This is a genomic window from Pseudomonas grandcourensis, assembly GCF_039909015.1.
In the GTDB taxonomy this organism is placed as follows: domain Bacteria; phylum Pseudomonadota; class Gammaproteobacteria; order Pseudomonadales; family Pseudomonadaceae; genus Aquipseudomonas; species Aquipseudomonas grandcourensis.
This window is the reverse complement of record NZ_CP150919.1, coordinates 1,546,520-1,560,365: the sequence shown is the minus strand read 5'-3', so window position 1 is coordinate 1,560,365 and position 13,846 is coordinate 1,546,520. Positions and strand designations below refer to the sequence as shown.

At 55.8% G+C, this 13,846-nt stretch carries 10 protein-coding genes, 1 tRNA gene and 3 rRNA genes; 2 read left to right on the top strand and 12 right to left on the bottom strand.

Annotation, left to right across the window (positions count from 1 at the left end):
- The 11 genes from AABM52_RS06915 to dapA all read right to left on the bottom strand — a co-directional run bounded on the left by AABM52_RS06915 (nucleotide 1) and on the right by dapA (nucleotide 11,244).
- Complete coding sequence (locus AABM52_RS06915; protein WP_046043840.1) at nucleotides 1-366, bottom strand: 5-carboxymethyl-2-hydroxymuconate Delta-isomerase; 366 nt, start codon at nucleotides 364-366, stop codon at nucleotides 1-3.
- Nucleotides 367-423: 57 nt separating this feature from the next.
- The gene (locus AABM52_RS06910; protein WP_347911048.1) at nucleotides 424-1,350 is read right to left on the bottom strand and encodes a LysR substrate-binding domain-containing protein; all 927 of its coding nucleotides are present in this window, start codon (nucleotides 1,348-1,350) and stop codon (nucleotides 424-426) included.
- A gap of 135 nt (nucleotides 1,351-1,485) precedes the next feature.
- Nucleotides 1,486-1,677 (bottom strand): DUF1508 domain-containing protein, encoded by a 192-nt coding sequence (locus tag AABM52_RS06905; RefSeq protein WP_347911047.1) that lies wholly within the window; start codon nucleotides 1,675-1,677, stop codon nucleotides 1,486-1,488.
- A gap of 198 nt (nucleotides 1,678-1,875) precedes the next feature.
- A 5S ribosomal RNA gene (gene rrf / locus AABM52_RS06900) occupies nucleotides 1,876-1,991 on the bottom strand.
- A gap of 165 nt (nucleotides 1,992-2,156) precedes the next feature.
- A 23S ribosomal RNA gene (locus AABM52_RS06895) occupies nucleotides 2,157-5,050 on the bottom strand.
- 312 nt (nucleotides 5,051-5,362) lie between these two features.
- Nucleotides 5,363-6,899, bottom strand: a 16S ribosomal RNA gene (locus AABM52_RS06890).
- Together the 16S, 23S and 5S rRNA genes form the textbook arrangement of a ribosomal RNA operon.
- Nucleotides 6,900-7,554: 655 nt before the next feature.
- Nucleotides 7,555-7,644 (bottom strand) — tRNA-Ser (locus AABM52_RS06885).
- Nucleotides 7,645-7,727: 83 nt separating this feature from the next.
- Nucleotides 7,728-8,441, bottom strand: coding sequence for a phosphoribosylaminoimidazolesuccinocarboxamide synthase (gene purC / locus AABM52_RS06880; protein ID WP_007944067.1), 714 nt, complete (start codon nucleotides 8,439-8,441; stop codon nucleotides 7,728-7,730).
- Nucleotides 8,442-8,469: 28 nt separating this feature from the next.
- Nucleotides 8,470-9,228 (bottom strand): MBL fold metallo-hydrolase, encoded by a 759-nt coding sequence (locus AABM52_RS06875; protein ID WP_347911046.1) that lies wholly within the window; start codon nucleotides 9,226-9,228, stop codon nucleotides 8,470-8,472.
- 4 nt (nucleotides 9,229-9,232) lie between these two features.
- Nucleotides 9,233-10,348, bottom strand: a complete 1,116-nt coding sequence (gene bamC / locus AABM52_RS06870; protein WP_347911045.1) for an outer membrane protein assembly factor BamC — start codon at nucleotides 10,346-10,348, stop codon at nucleotides 9,233-9,235.
- Between the two features lie 17 nt (nucleotides 10,349-10,365).
- A complete protein-coding gene (gene dapA / locus AABM52_RS06865) occupies nucleotides 10,366-11,244 on the bottom strand; it encodes a 4-hydroxy-tetrahydrodipicolinate synthase (protein ID WP_008050749.1) in 879 nt (292 codons plus the stop codon).
- Between the two features lie 328 nt (nucleotides 11,245-11,572).
- Between dapA and AABM52_RS06860 the strand changes: the two genes are divergently transcribed.
- Both AABM52_RS06860 and AABM52_RS06855 read left to right on the top strand, forming a co-directional pair.
- Nucleotides 11,573-12,133 (top strand): glycine cleavage system protein R, encoded by a 561-nt coding sequence (locus AABM52_RS06860; RefSeq protein WP_007979776.1) that lies wholly within the window; start codon nucleotides 11,573-11,575, stop codon nucleotides 12,131-12,133.
- Between the two features lie 10 nt (nucleotides 12,134-12,143).
- On the top strand, nucleotides 12,144-12,617 hold the full coding sequence (locus AABM52_RS06855; RefSeq protein ID WP_347911044.1) for a peroxiredoxin: 474 nt from the start codon (nucleotides 12,144-12,146) through the stop codon (nucleotides 12,615-12,617).
- A 137-nt stretch (nucleotides 12,618-12,754) separates the two neighbouring features.
- Here AABM52_RS06855 and AABM52_RS06850 read toward each other — a convergent pair whose 3' ends face one another.
- Nucleotides 12,755-13,825 (bottom strand): AI-2E family transporter, encoded by a 1,071-nt coding sequence (locus tag AABM52_RS06850; RefSeq protein WP_347911043.1) that lies wholly within the window; start codon nucleotides 13,823-13,825, stop codon nucleotides 12,755-12,757.
- Nucleotides 13,826-13,846: the final 21 nt, after the last annotated feature.

The following is a 13,846-nucleotide window of genomic DNA, read 5'->3' as shown; positions in this document are numbered from 1 at the left end:
TCAGTTGTTGATGGCGGTCTTGCTGTAGGAATCGCGATCGATGTCGAGAATTTCCACGCACAACTGGACCTCGATGCTACTCGGCCATTCACACAGCTCCCGCACCACCGCCAGCAGGCTTTCAGACAGCTGTTTCTTGATCTCTGCGGAACGACCACTCAACAGCGCCAGTTTCACATGCACGAACGCCCGTTCAGCCAGTGCCGTACCGACCTTGAACGTCTCGACCTTGACCGCGCGGCTCTTGATGTCGAATTCGGCAGCAAACTGACCGGAACCCACCAATGTATTGTTCAACCGCATCAATGCCACATCGGCATTCAGGTCAGTCAGGTTGGCGGTGTACTCCATGTGCAGGTGAGGCATGAGTCAGTTCCTGTAAGTGGGTGGAAAGGTCGTACATATAGCACAGCGCCGCCCTGTTCATTCGGGCAGTGGCAAAACGGCACGCTCACTCATGAACGCTTCCAGGCGCGAGCGCAACCAGCGCTCGGCAGGGTCGGAATCGACATGACTGAGCCAGACCATGGACAGGTCCAGGGTGGGTGTCTGGATGGGAAAGGGTTCCTTGAACAGCACTCCCGATGCCGCCATCGCCTCGGCGGTGTAGTCCGGCAGGCTGGCAATCAGGTCCGTCCCGGCAAGCAGGGCCGGCAAAGAACTGTACTGCGGGACCGAGAGCACCACCTGGCGCGTGCGGCCGATGTCCGCCAGCCACTCGTCGGCGTAGCCACTGACGTTGGCGGTATGGGACACCAGCACGTGCGGTCGCGCGCAATATTCATCGAGGGTCAGCGGTGTGTCGGAGGCATCGGCGCGCAAAATGCAGGGCTGGATATGCCGCAACAACTTGCGCTTGGCATTGGCCGGCAAGCCACGGGTCTGGCTGATACCCACAGTGATATCGCCGGACGCGAGCAAGTCGGGAATTCGCCAGTAATCGACATGCTGCACCACAAACACCACGTTGGGCGCTTCCTGGCGCAGCGCTCGCAGCAAAGGCGGCAACAGACCGAACTCGACATCGTCGGACAAACCGATGCGGAACGACATCGTGCTGCTGGCCGGGTCAAAATCATGGGTCAGGCTCAAGGCCACGGACAAGGAGTCCAGCGCCGGCGACAGGTGCCTGATGATCTCCTCGGCTCGCGCTGTCGGCTCCATGCGATGGCCAACGCGTATGAACAGCGGATCGTTGAACATCGCACGCAAGCGGTTGAGCGCCGAACTGATGGTCGGCTGGCCGAGAAACAGCTTCTCCGCCACCCGAGTGACATTGCGCTCGAGCATCAGCGTTTCGAACACCACCATCAGGTTGATATCCGCCTTGCGAAGTTCATTGCGATTCATCCACTGCACCCCGATCCCCAAATCTGCTGACAGTTTAGGTAGGGGATGCGACTGCCGTCTATCCGACTCAGGTCCAACTGCCTGACACGGGTTGAAACGAAGCTGTCCTGAACGAGCAACTTCATCATCCTCAAACTAGATTTCCTTGATCGGGGTCTGGTCGCCGGTCCCCTTGATCAAACTGATTGCATGCAGGCAATCAGCCTTATTGACGTAAGCCTCCCCGCTGGCAATCGTTTCATGATTGCCTGCCCTCAACCGCCAACGCCATTGGCCCTTGCCAGTCAGAACAGTGCCGCGGAATTGTCTGTAAATCTCAAAGTACATTGCTCGCTCCTTGCGATTGCTGGTGACTGCAGATCAGTGGATCTGCGAAACCAGAGTAAAGGAGGAGTTTCCAGGGCGATTACTTTCAATGTCAGGGGGTATTTCGCACTGACGACCCTGAATAACCGTGTACCAACTTTCCTGCGGACAAAAACAAAACCCCTACCTGCATACGCAGATAGGGGTTTCGGAATTTAATCTTGACGATGACCTACTCTCACATGGGGAAACCCCACACTACCATCGGCGATGCATCGTTTCACTGCTGAGTTCGGGATGGGATCAGGTGGTTCCAACGCTCTATGGTCGTCAAGAAATTCGGGTACTGAGTCGTGGCCGGCTGGCCTCGCTTCAGCAAATTGGGTATGTGATAGCTTTCGGTGTTTTGTGCTGCTTTTGTGAGTACAGCCGAACTTTCGGTTCGTTTCGTCTTCACACACCGCAATCTGGCTTTTAAGCGCAAATTGCTTGGGTGTTATATGGTCAAGCCTCACGGGCAATTAGTATTGGTTAGCTCAACGCCTCACAGCGCTTACACACCCAACCTATCAACGTCGTAGTCTTCGACGGCCCTTCAGGGGACTCAAGGTCCCAGTGAGATCTCATCTTGAGGCAAGTTTCCCGCTTAGATGCTTTCAGCGGTTATCTTTTCCGAACATAGCTACCCGGCAATGCCACTGGCGTGACAACCGGAACACCAGAGGTTCGTCCACTCCGGTCCTCTCGTACTAGGAGCAGCCCCTCTCAAATCTCAAACGTCCACGGCAGATAGGGACCGAACTGTCTCACGACGTTCTAAACCCAGCTCGCGTACCACTTTAAATGGCGAACAGCCATACCCTTGGGACCGGCTTCAGCCCCAGGATGTGATGAGCCGACATCGAGGTGCCAAACACCGCCGTCGATATGAACTCTTGGGCGGTATCAGCCTGTTATCCCCGGAGTACCTTTTATCCGTTGAGCGATGGCCCTTCCATACAGAACCACCGGATCACTAAGACCTACTTTCGTACCTGCTCGACGTGTCTGTCTCGCAGTCAAGCGCGCTTTTGCCTTTATACTCTACGACCGATTTCCGACCGGTCTGAGCGCACCTTCGTACTCCTCCGTTACTCTTTAGGAGGAGACCGCCCCAGTCAAACTACCCACCATACACTGTCCTCGATCCGGATAACGGACCTGAGTTAGAACCTCAAAGTTGCCAGGGTGGTATTTCAAGGTTGGCTCCACGCGAACTGGCGTCCACGCTTCAAAGCCTCCCACCTATCCTACACAAGCAAATTCAAAGTCCAGTGCAAAGCTATAGTAAAGGTTCACGGGGTCTTTCCGTCTAGCCGCGGATACACTGCATCTTCACAGCGATTTCAATTTCACTGAGTCTCGGGTGGAGACAGCGCCGCCATCGTTACGCCATTCGTGCAGGTCGGAACTTACCCGACAAGGAATTTCGCTACCTTAGGACCGTTATAGTTACGGCCGCCGTTTACCGGGGCTTCGATCAAGAGCTTCGCGTTAGCTAACCCCATCAATTAACCTTCCGGCACCGGGCAGGCGTCACACCCTATACGTCCACTTTCGTGTTTGCAGAGTGCTGTGTTTTTAATAAACAGTCGCAGCGGCCTGGTATCTTCGACCGGCGTGGGCTTACGGAGCAAGTCCTTCACCCTCACCGGCGCACCTTCTCCCGAAGTTACGGTGCCATTTTGCCTAGTTCCTTCACCCGAGTTCTCTCAAGCGCCTTGGTATTCTCTACCCAACCACCTGTGTCGGTTTGGGGTACGGTTCCTGGTTACCTGAAGCTTAGAAGCTTTTCTTGGAAGCATGGCATCAACCACTTCGTGTTCTAAAAGAACACTCGTCATCAGCTCTCGGCCTTAGAATCCCGGATTTACCTAAGATTCCAGCCTACCACCTTAAACTTGGACAACCAACGCCAAGCTGGCCTAGCCTTCTCCGTCCCTCCATCGCAATAACCAGAAGTACAGGAATATTAACCTGTTTTCCATCGACTACGCTTTTCAGCCTCGCCTTAGGGACCGACTAACCCTGCGTCGATTAACGTTGCGCAGGAAACCTTGGTCTTTCGGCGTGGGTGTTTTTCACACCCATTGTCGTTACTCATGTCAGCATTCGCACTTCTGATACCTCCAGCAAGCTTCTCAACTCACCTTCACAGGCTTACAGAACGCTCCTCTACCGCATCATCCGAAGATGATACCCGTAGCTTCGGTGTATGGTTTGAGCCCCGTTACATCTTCCGCGCAGGCCGACTCGACTAGTGAGCTATTACGCTTTCTTTAAAGGGTGGCTGCTTCTAAGCCAACCTCCTAGCTGTCTAAGCCTTCCCACATCGTTTCCCACTTAACCATAACTTTGGGACCTTAGCTGACGGTCTGGGTTGTTTCCCTTTTCACGACGGACGTTAGCACCCGCCGTGTGTCTCCCATGCTCGGCACTTGTAGGTATTCGGAGTTTGCATCGGTTTGGTAAGTCGGGATGACCCCCTAGCCGAAACAGTGCTCTACCCCCTACAGTGATACATGAGGCGCTACCTAAATAGCTTTCGAGGAGAACCAGCTATCTCCGAGCTTGATTAGCCTTTCACTCCGATCCACAGGTCATCCGCTAACTTTTCAACGGTAGTCGGTTCGGTCCTCCAGTTAGTGTTACCCAACCTTCAACCTGCCCATGGATAGATCGCCCGGTTTCGGGTCTATTCCCAGCGACTAGACGCCCTATTAAGACTCGCTTTCGCTACGCCTCCCCTATTCGGTTAAGCTCGCCACTGAAAATAAGTCGCTGACCCATTATACAAAAGGTACGCAGTCACCCAACAAAGTGGGCTCCCACTGCTTGTACGCATACGGTTTCAGGATCTATTTCACTCCCCTCTCCGGGGTTCTTTTCGCCTTTCCCTCACGGTACTAGTTCACTATCGGTCAGTCAGTAGTATTTAGCCTTGGAGGATGGTCCCCCCATATTCAGACAAAGTTTCTCGTGCTCCGTCCTACTCGATTTCATGACTAAGAGATTTTCGCGTACAGGGCTATCACCCACTATGGCCGCACTTTCCAGAGCGTTCCGCTAATCTCAAAGCCACTTAAGGGCTGGTCCCCGTTCGCTCGCCACTACTAAGGGAATCTCGGTTGATTTCTTTTCCTCAGGGTACTTAGATGTTTCAGTTCCCCTGGTTCGCCTCTTGCACCTATGTATTCAGTACAAGATAACCATCTTATGATGGCTGGGTTCCCCCATTCAGACATCTCCGGATCAAAGTCTGTTTGCCGACTCCCCGAAGCTTTTCGCAGGCTACCACGTCTTTCATCGCCTCTGACTGCCAAGGCATCCACCGTATGCGCTTCTTCACTTGACCATATAACCCCAAGCAATCTGGTTATACTGTGAAGACGACATTCGCCGAAAATTCGATTGAGCTCCTAAGAGCAACTCACAAATTTTACCTTAGCCTGATCCGTCACCAGTGAAAGTAACGTTCAGTCTATCTTTCTATCACATACCCAAATTTTTAAAGAACGAACTAGTCAAAGACTAGAAATCAATATTCACGCTGGAATATTCATTTCTAAACTCTAACGAAGCAGACCACCTTAAAGGCTGGCATCTCGTCTTCTTCAATGAATCAAGCAATTCGTGTGGGAACTTATGGAGCAGCTGAGTCGTCGATTAAGGAGGTGATCCAGCCGCAGGTTCCCCTACGGCTACCTTGTTACGACTTCACCCCAGTCATGAATCACACCGTGGTAACCGTCCTCCCGAAGGTTAGACTAGCTACTTCTGGTGCAACCCACTCCCATGGTGTGACGGGCGGTGTGTACAAGGCCCGGGAACGTATTCACCGCGACATTCTGATTCGCGATTACTAGCGATTCCGACTTCACGCAGTCGAGTTGCAGACTGCGATCCGGACTACGATCGGTTTTGTGGGATTAGCTCCACCTCGCGGCTTGGCAACCCTCTGTACCGACCATTGTAGCACGTGTGTAGCCCAGGCCGTAAGGGCCATGATGACTTGACGTCATCCCCACCTTCCTCCGGTTTGTCACCGGCAGTCTCCTTAGAGTGCCCACCATTACGTGCTGGTAACTAAGGACAAGGGTTGCGCTCGTTACGGGACTTAACCCAACATCTCACGACACGAGCTGACGACAGCCATGCAGCACCTGTCTCAATGTTCCCGAAGGCACCAATCCATCTCTGGAAAGTTCATTGGATGTCAAGGCCTGGTAAGGTTCTTCGCGTTGCTTCGAATTAAACCACATGCTCCACCGCTTGTGCGGGCCCCCGTCAATTCATTTGAGTTTTAACCTTGCGGCCGTACTCCCCAGGCGGTCAACTTAATGCGTTAGCTGCGCCACTAAGAGCTCAAGGCTCCCAACGGCTAGTTGACATCGTTTACGGCGTGGACTACCAGGGTATCTAATCCTGTTTGCTCCCCACGCTTTCGCACCTCAGTGTCAGTATCAGTCCAGGTGGTCGCCTTCGCCACTGGTGTTCCTTCCTATATCTACGCATTTCACCGCTACACAGGAAATTCCACCACCCTCTACCATACTCTAGCTCGTCAGTTTTGAATGCAGTTCCCAGGTTGAGCCCGGGGCTTTCACATCCAACTTAACGAACCACCTACGCGCGCTTTACGCCCAGTAATTCCGATTAACGCTTGCACCCTCTGTATTACCGCGGCTGCTGGCACAGAGTTAGCCGGTGCTTATTCTGTCGGTAACGTCAAAACACTAACGTATTAGGTTAATGCCCTTCCTCCCAACTTAAAGTGCTTTACAATCCGAAGACCTTCTTCACACACGCGGCATGGCTGGATCAGGCTTTCGCCCATTGTCCAATATTCCCCACTGCTGCCTCCCGTAGGAGTCTGGACCGTGTCTCAGTTCCAGTGTGACTGATCATCCTCTCAGACCAGTTACGGATCGTCGCCTTGGTGAGCCATTACCTCACCAACTAGCTAATCCGACCTAGGCTCATCTGATAGCGCAAGGCCCGAAGGTCCCCTGCTTTCTCCCGTAGGACGTATGCGGTATTAGCGTTCCTTTCGAAACGTTGTCCCCCACTACCAGGCAGATTCCTAGGCATTACTCACCCGTCCGCCGCTGAATTCAGGAGCAAGCTCCTGTCATCCGCTCGACTTGCATGTGTTAGGCCTGCCGCCAGCGTTCAATCTGAGCCATGATCAAACTCTTCAGTTCAAACATCTTTGGGTTTTGAGAAAACCCTAAACTTGGCTCAGCAATCGTTGGTTACATCTTTGATTTCTCGCAGAGTAACTTGTGATGCTGATAATCTGTTGACTAGCAGTCTGACCCCACAAGCACCCACACGAATTGCTTGATTCAGTTGTTAAAGAGCGGTTGGTTAAGATCTTTCGTCTCAACCGAGGTGCGCATCTTACAGCGCATCTTTTCAATTTGCAACCTTAAAAGTTTCTGATTTTTCAACAAAATCAACTACTTAAACCAAGAGCAACATCAAACTGCTCGTTAGCGGGAGGCGAATAGTACAGTATTAAAATACGTGGTCAACCCCCCACCTGAAAAATTCTTATTCCTTACCAAAGCGCCCGGGTTGCCACCATGAAAACCTCCAGCGTCTATATAAGGCATCGAGGCAGCAGAGAACCCAAACCACCTCGCCTGGACATGCAGGTACAACGACGGTGAGAAAACACTACGGCATATGGACACCCAGGGATCCCGAGAGCATGACTGGTATCGCGTCGAAAATGCTTGGGCCTGGAGCGGACTAGCGCGACATGCAGGGCACGAAACGCCCCGACCAATATGACAGAAACGAAAAAGCCCCTGAAATGTTTAACCATTTCAGGGGCTTAGTCTTATTCAATAATGGCGGAGAGATAGGGATTCGAACCCTAGGTACCGGTGAAGGTACAACGGATTTCGAATCCGTCCCATTCGGCCACTCTGGCATCTCTCCAACGGCGCGCATCATAACAACACTTTCGCAGGAAGCGAACCCCCTAAGCGAAATATTTCTGTGCTATCAGATGCTTGCGTCGGTTAAAGCGGTACGCCCAGACGATTGGCGACTTCTTCATAGGCTTCGATGACGTCACCGAGGCCCTGACGGAAGCGGTCCTTGTCCATTTTCTTGCCGGTGGCCTTGTCCCACAGACGGCAGCCGTCCGGGCTGAATTCGTCGCCCAGCACGATGGAGCCATCGTGGAACACGCCGAATTCCAGTTTGAAGTCGACCAGCAGCAGGCCGGCGTCGTCGAACAGCTTGCTCAGGACTTCGTTGACCTTGAGCGACAGCTCTTTCATGCGAACCAGTTGCTCGGCGGTGCCCCAGCCAAATGCCACAACGTGGGATTCATTGATAAACGGGTCGCCCTTGGCGTCGTCCTTCAGGAACAGTTCGAAGGTGTAAGGATTGAGCTTCATTCCCTCTTCGACACCCAGACGCTTGACCAGGCTGCCGGCGGCGTAGTTACGCACGACGCATTCGACCGGGATCATGTCGAGTTTTTTCACCAGGCATTCGTTGTCGCCCAGCAATTTGTCGAATTGGGTCGGCACGCCAGCAGCTTCGAGCTTCTGCATGATGAAAGCATTGAACTTGTTGTTCACCATGCCTTTGCGGTCGAGCTGCTCGATGCGCTTGCCGTCGAACGCCGAGGTGTCGTTGCGAAACAGCAGGATCAAACGGTTAGCGTCGTCGGTCTTGTAAACCGACTTGGCTTTGCCGCGGTAGAGTTCTTCACGTTTTTCCATGATGGGCTCCGCTTGCTAAGTAGATGGGCTAGGCGATGTGGCGCCAGTCGAGCCCTGAATCTTGATCGGCCAGTTGCAGCCAGTCCGGGTCGCACCCGAGGGTGTCGACAAAACATTGCCGGGCCAGCCGCGGCAGGTTGTTCTTGCTGCTCAGATGGGCCAGGACCAGATGTTGCAGGTCTTTCCAGCCCAGCTCGGCCACCAGGAATGCCGCCTGGTGGTTATTCAAATGCCCCAGTTCACCGCCCACCCGCTGCTTGAGAAAGTACGGGTAATGACCGCGAGCCAGCATGTCACGGCAGTGATTGGACTCGATCATCAATGCATCGAGGTCCCGATAGCCGTCCAGCACCTTGTCACAATACGACCCCAGGTCGGTCAACAGGCCGAAGCGCCGTATACCGTCACTGAAGACATATTGCGTCGGTTCTTGCGCATCGTGGGCCACGGCAATGACACCGATGCTCAAGTCGCCGATTTGCAGCTGCTCGCCGCCGGCCAGAAAGCCTGCGGGTTCAATAGGTTTGCGCATCCCGCGCAAGGTCCCGCGACTGAGGTAGACAGGCAGATTGTAGCGCCGAGACAGCAAACCCACGCCATGCACATGGTCGGCATGTTCGTGGGTCACGAGTATCGCGCTCAGCTGCGCAGGGTTCACACCCAGGCGCAGCAGGCGTTTTTCGGTTTCCCGCAGGGAAAAACCACAATCCACCAATACGTACGTATCAGCGCTGGCTATCAGCGTGCCGTTCCCTTGACTACCGCTGCCGAGAACGGCAAAACGCATAGGATCAGCCCAGGTTGTCCTGAATCTTGCTCAACACTTTACGCGCCACATCTGCTGGCGCCACGGTATTGATGTTTTTCTCGACGGTGACCTGGACGTTCTCGCCAACCTTGCTCAGGCGAACCTGATAACGCTCGGCGCGGGCCTCAAGCTCTTCCTTGCTCGGCGCGCTGCCGAACAGGCTGCTGAAGAAGCCTGGCTTGTCGTCTTTGCTCTCGGCTTTTTCGGCCAGGTTGATGTAGTACAGGCCCAGGCTGCGGTTGATGTCTTCAACACGCCACTCGCCTTGTTCAAGTGCACGACCGACGCTCGACCAGGCACGATCCAGGTCGGTACCGACGTTCAGCACAGGGTTGCCGCTGCCGTCTTCACTCAGGCTGACACGGCTAGGCGCGTCGAAATCACGCGAAGCCAGCATGGAGACCGAACCGCCCTTCTCGGAGATACGGCTCATGCTCGCGAGCATGTCGTCGACCAATGCCGCGTCCAGGCCAGTGTTGACCGAACGGTTGGTGAAGGCCACGTCGGCGGTGCTACCGGCAGGACGCTCGGCGCTGACCACATAGACTTCACTGGTGTTGCGCTGCACGCCCGGCTCGATGCGCACCCGCACGCGGGTTTCGCTGTCCGTGCTGATACCGGCCGCGCTCAGGCGCTTGGCCATGGCCGCGGACAGTTCATCGGAATGCTGCCAGGTCGTGGTGAATTCGCCGGTTTGCGGACGCTGTTCATCCAGACGGAAACCGTTGTCCTGGAAGAACTGAACGGCCACGGGCCAGACTTCAGCCGGCGGATTCTGCGCCAGGATGGAGCTGGAGCCGCCGCTCTTCTGCAGGGAGTAGGCACTGGCGTCGGCACCCGCGGTCAGCGGCTGCGGCCGAGGAACGATGTATTCGCCCTTGACAGTGTCATCGGCCACGTTGCGCGGGATCGGCAACAGCGGATCCAGACGCTTGGCGGTACGGACATCCTGCGGTATTTGCATCGGTGCAGTCTGTTGCGCTTCCAGGTAATCGCTACCACGGTCACGGAAATAACCTTCCGGGCCCCAGACCCATCCACAGCCACTGGTGCTGGAGATAATCAAGGCAAGTGCGGAAAGTCCGGCCATTCGCTTCATGCGTTGTACTTCCTCAATTAAACCAGGACGCCGCACTGGCGCAGGGCCGTGCGCAGCGTTTCGTGACAAGGTGTGCTCAGCCAGGTCAACGGCAGGCGAATGCCTTCGTGCATCAGGCCCATTTCAACCAAAGCCCACTTCACCGGAATCGGGTTGGCTTCGATGAACAGGTCCTTGTGCAGTGGCATCAGTTTTTCGTTGATTGCCCGTGCAGTCTCGGCGTCGCCCTTGAGGGCGGCCTCGCACAGATCGGCCATTTCACGCGGCGCGACGTTGGCGGTGACGGAGATGTTGCCCTTGCCGCCCATAAGGATCAGTTCGACCGCGGTCGGATCATCGCCGGAAAGGACGATGAAGTCCTTGCTTACGCCGTCGAGGATTGCCTTGGCGCGCTTGAGGTCGCCGGTCGCTTCCTTGATACCGATGATGTTCGGCACGGTGGACAGGCGGATCACGGTTTCGGCCTGCATGTCGCAGGAGGTGCGGCCGGGAACGTTATAGAGAATCTGCGGGATGTCGACCGATTCGGCGATGTGCTTGAAGTGCAGGTACAGGCCTTCCTGGGTCGGCTTGTTGTAGTACGGCACGACCAGCAGGCAGGCGTCGGCGCCAGCTTCCTTGGCATTGCGGGTCAATTCGACGGCTTCGCGGGTCGAATTGGCGCCGGTACCGGCGATCACCGGAATACGGCCATTGACCTGCTTGACCACCGCGCGGATGACTGCGATGTGCTCGTTGACGTCGAGGGTTGCCGATTCGCCGGTGGTACCGACGGCGACAATGGCATGGGTGCCGTTTTCAAGGTGGAAGTCCACGAGTTTGCTGAGGCTGTCCCAGTCAAGACGCCCCTGTGCATCCATGGGTGTGACCAGTGCCACCATACTGCCCGCAATCATGAAACCGCTCCTGCCGGAAAAAGAGAGCCGTAATGGTACTGGCGCCAAGATGCTTGCACAAGCGAAGTACTGTGCTGCCGCCATTCCCCTTGGCGCCGGTTTTCGCTACCCTTCAGACTTTGATCGGTACAGACAAGCTCGTGCGTCGGGTTTCAGCCTCCATTTTCGGCATCACAAGCCCTGATCCAGCGTTGCCGCCTCTCGCTCCCGCCCAGCCGGAGCACGCAGCAACCTGCCGCTTGGGGTTTTCTGAATTCGCATCCGCAGGCTCGCCCCCGGCAAAACGCCCTCTGGACGTACCGACCGCTCATCGCTTTAGGAATGCTGCATGTCCACCCCCACAGTTCGCGAACAATTCCTTGTTATCAGTGCCCTCGGCGCCAACCCCATGGAGCTGACCAACGTCCTGTGCCGCGCCAGCCATGAAAACCGCTGCGCCGTTGTCACCTCTCGCCTGACCCGCCATGGCGAATGCAGTGCCCTGGTGCTGGAAATCTCCGGTAGCTGGGATGCCCTGGCGCGCCTGGAAGGCAGCCTGCCAGTGCTGGCCAAGCGGCATGCGTTCACGGTCAACGTGGTACGCAGCGCGGCCCTGGAAAACCGCCCCCAGGCCCTGCCGTACGTCGCTTATGTCAGCTCGGCCTACCGCTCGGACATCATCAACGAGCTGTGCCAGTTCTTCATGGACCACAATGTCGAGCTGGAAAACCTGACCTGCGACACCTACCAGGCTCCGCAGACCGGCGGCACCATGCTCAACGCCACGTTTACCGTGACCTTGCCGGCCGGCGTGCAAATCAGCTGGTTGCGCGATCAGTTCCTGGATTTTGCCGACGCATTGAACCTCGATGCCCTGATCGAACCCTGGCGCCCACAGAACCCAATGTAAGGAAGCTTTCATGGCCGTTGCCATCGACCAACCGGTTGCCGATTTCGAAGCCCCCGCCACCAGCGGGCAAACCGTCAGCCTCGCCGGCCTGAAAGGCAAGCAGGTGGTGATCTACTTCTACCCCAAGGACAGCACCCCGGGCTGCACCACCGAAGGGCAAGGCTTTCGTGATCAGCACGCTGCGTTCAAGGCCGCCAACACTGAAGTGTTCGGCGTGTCTCGCGACAGCCTGAAATCCCACGAGAACTTCAAGTGCAAACAGGAATTCCCCTTTGAGCTGATCAGCGACAAAGACGAAGCCATCTGCCAGCTGTTCGACGTGATCAAGCTGAAAAAGCTCTACGGCAAGGAATACATGGGCGTGGATCGCAGCACGTTCCTGATCGACGCCAACGGCGTGCTGCGTCAGGAATGGCGCGGCGTGAAGGTGCCGGGGCATGTTGATGCCGTTTTGGCAGCAGCTCAGGCCCTGAGCAAAGCCTGATTTTTGAGCGCCCTTTCGGACGCCATCGCGAGCAAGCTCGCTCCCACAATGGTTTTGTGTCCACCACAAACCACCTGCGGGAGCGTGCTTGCTCGCGATGAGGCCCTTCGCTACAGCTCATAAATCCACTTCGTGAATTAAAGCAGCGGCGCCACCTCCGGCTCCTTGCGCGGCCAGGCGTCCAGCACGGCCTTGAACAGCGTCGCCAGGGGAATCGCGAAGAACACCCCCCAGAACCCCCACAACCCACCAAACAACAGCACTGCGCAGATGATCGCCACCGGGTGCAGGTTGACCGCCTCCGAGAACAGCAATGGCACCAGCACGTTGCCATCCAGCGTCTGAATGATCCCGTAGACCGCCATCAAGTATATGAACTGATCGCTCCAGCCCCACTGGAACAGCGCAATCAGAAACACCGGCACGGTCACCACCACGGCACCAACATAAGGCACCACCACTGAAATCCCCACCAGCAGTGCCAGCAGCGCCGCGTAGTTGAGTTCAAGAACAACAAAGGCGATGTAGGTCACGCCTCCGCAAATGAAGATTTCGATGACCTTGCCACGAATGTAGTTGGCAATCTGCCGGTTCATTTCATGGGCGACCCGGGTGATCAACGCCCGCTCACGGGGCAGGTAACCACGCACCCACTGGCCGATCATGGCCCGGTCCTTGAGAAAGAAGAACACCAGGATCGGCACCAGCACCAGGTAGATCATGATGTTCACCAGCAATGGCAGGCTCGACAGCGAGAACGTCAGTGCCCACTGGCCAAACTTGCCGATTTCGCCCCGCGCCACTTGGATGGCCCGCAACACTTGCTCGTCGGATACCAGGTGCGGATAGCGCTCGGGCAACAACAGCAACAGCGACTGCCACTTGGCAAGCATGCCGGGCAACTCGTTGAACAACGTGATCAGTTGGTGCCATAGCAAGGGCACGACAACCACGATGAATACCAGCAACAACCCCATGAACAACGCAAAGACCAGCCCCACCGCTGCCCAACCCGGCACGCGCAGGCGCTCAAGGGCCACCACCAGCCCCTGCATCAGGTACGCCAGCACCATGCCGGCGAGCACCGGCGCGAGCATACCGCCCAGGGTCAGTACGACGGTGAATGCCAGAAATAGCAGGACAGCCAGAACCACCGCTTCTTCATCGGAAAAATAGCGCTGAATCCAGTCGCGTAACACTTTGAACATCAATAATCCTTAGGAGCAAAC

Coding starts and splice junctions, on each gene's coding strand:
- AABM52_RS06915 (WP_046043840.1), bottom strand. CDS start 366: ATGCCTCACCTGCACATGGAGTACACCGCCAACCTGACTGACCTGAAT.
- AABM52_RS06910 (WP_347911048.1), bottom strand. CDS start 1,350: ATGAATCGCAATGAACTTCGCAAGGCGGATATCAACCTGATGGTGGTG.
- AABM52_RS06905 (WP_347911047.1), bottom strand. CDS start 1,677: ATGTACTTTGAGATTTACAGACAATTCCGCGGCACTGTTCTGACTGGC.
- purC (WP_007944067.1), bottom strand. CDS start 8,441: ATGGAAAAACGTGAAGAACTCTACCGCGGCAAAGCCAAGTCGGTTTAC.
- AABM52_RS06875 (WP_347911046.1), bottom strand. CDS start 9,228: ATGCGTTTTGCCGTTCTCGGCAGCGGTAGTCAAGGGAACGGCACGCTG.
- bamC (WP_347911045.1), bottom strand. CDS start 10,348: ATGAAGCGAATGGCCGGACTTTCCGCACTTGCCTTGATTATCTCCAGC.
- dapA (WP_008050749.1), bottom strand. CDS start 11,244: ATGATTGCGGGCAGTATGGTGGCACTGGTCACACCCATGGATGCACAG.
- AABM52_RS06860 (WP_007979776.1), top strand. CDS start 11,573: ATGTCCACCCCCACAGTTCGCGAACAATTCCTTGTTATCAGTGCCCTC.
- AABM52_RS06855 (WP_347911044.1), top strand. CDS start 12,144: ATGGCCGTTGCCATCGACCAACCGGTTGCCGATTTCGAAGCCCCCGCC.
- AABM52_RS06850 (WP_347911043.1), bottom strand. CDS start 13,825: ATGTTCAAAGTGTTACGCGACTGGATTCAGCGCTATTTTTCCGATGAA.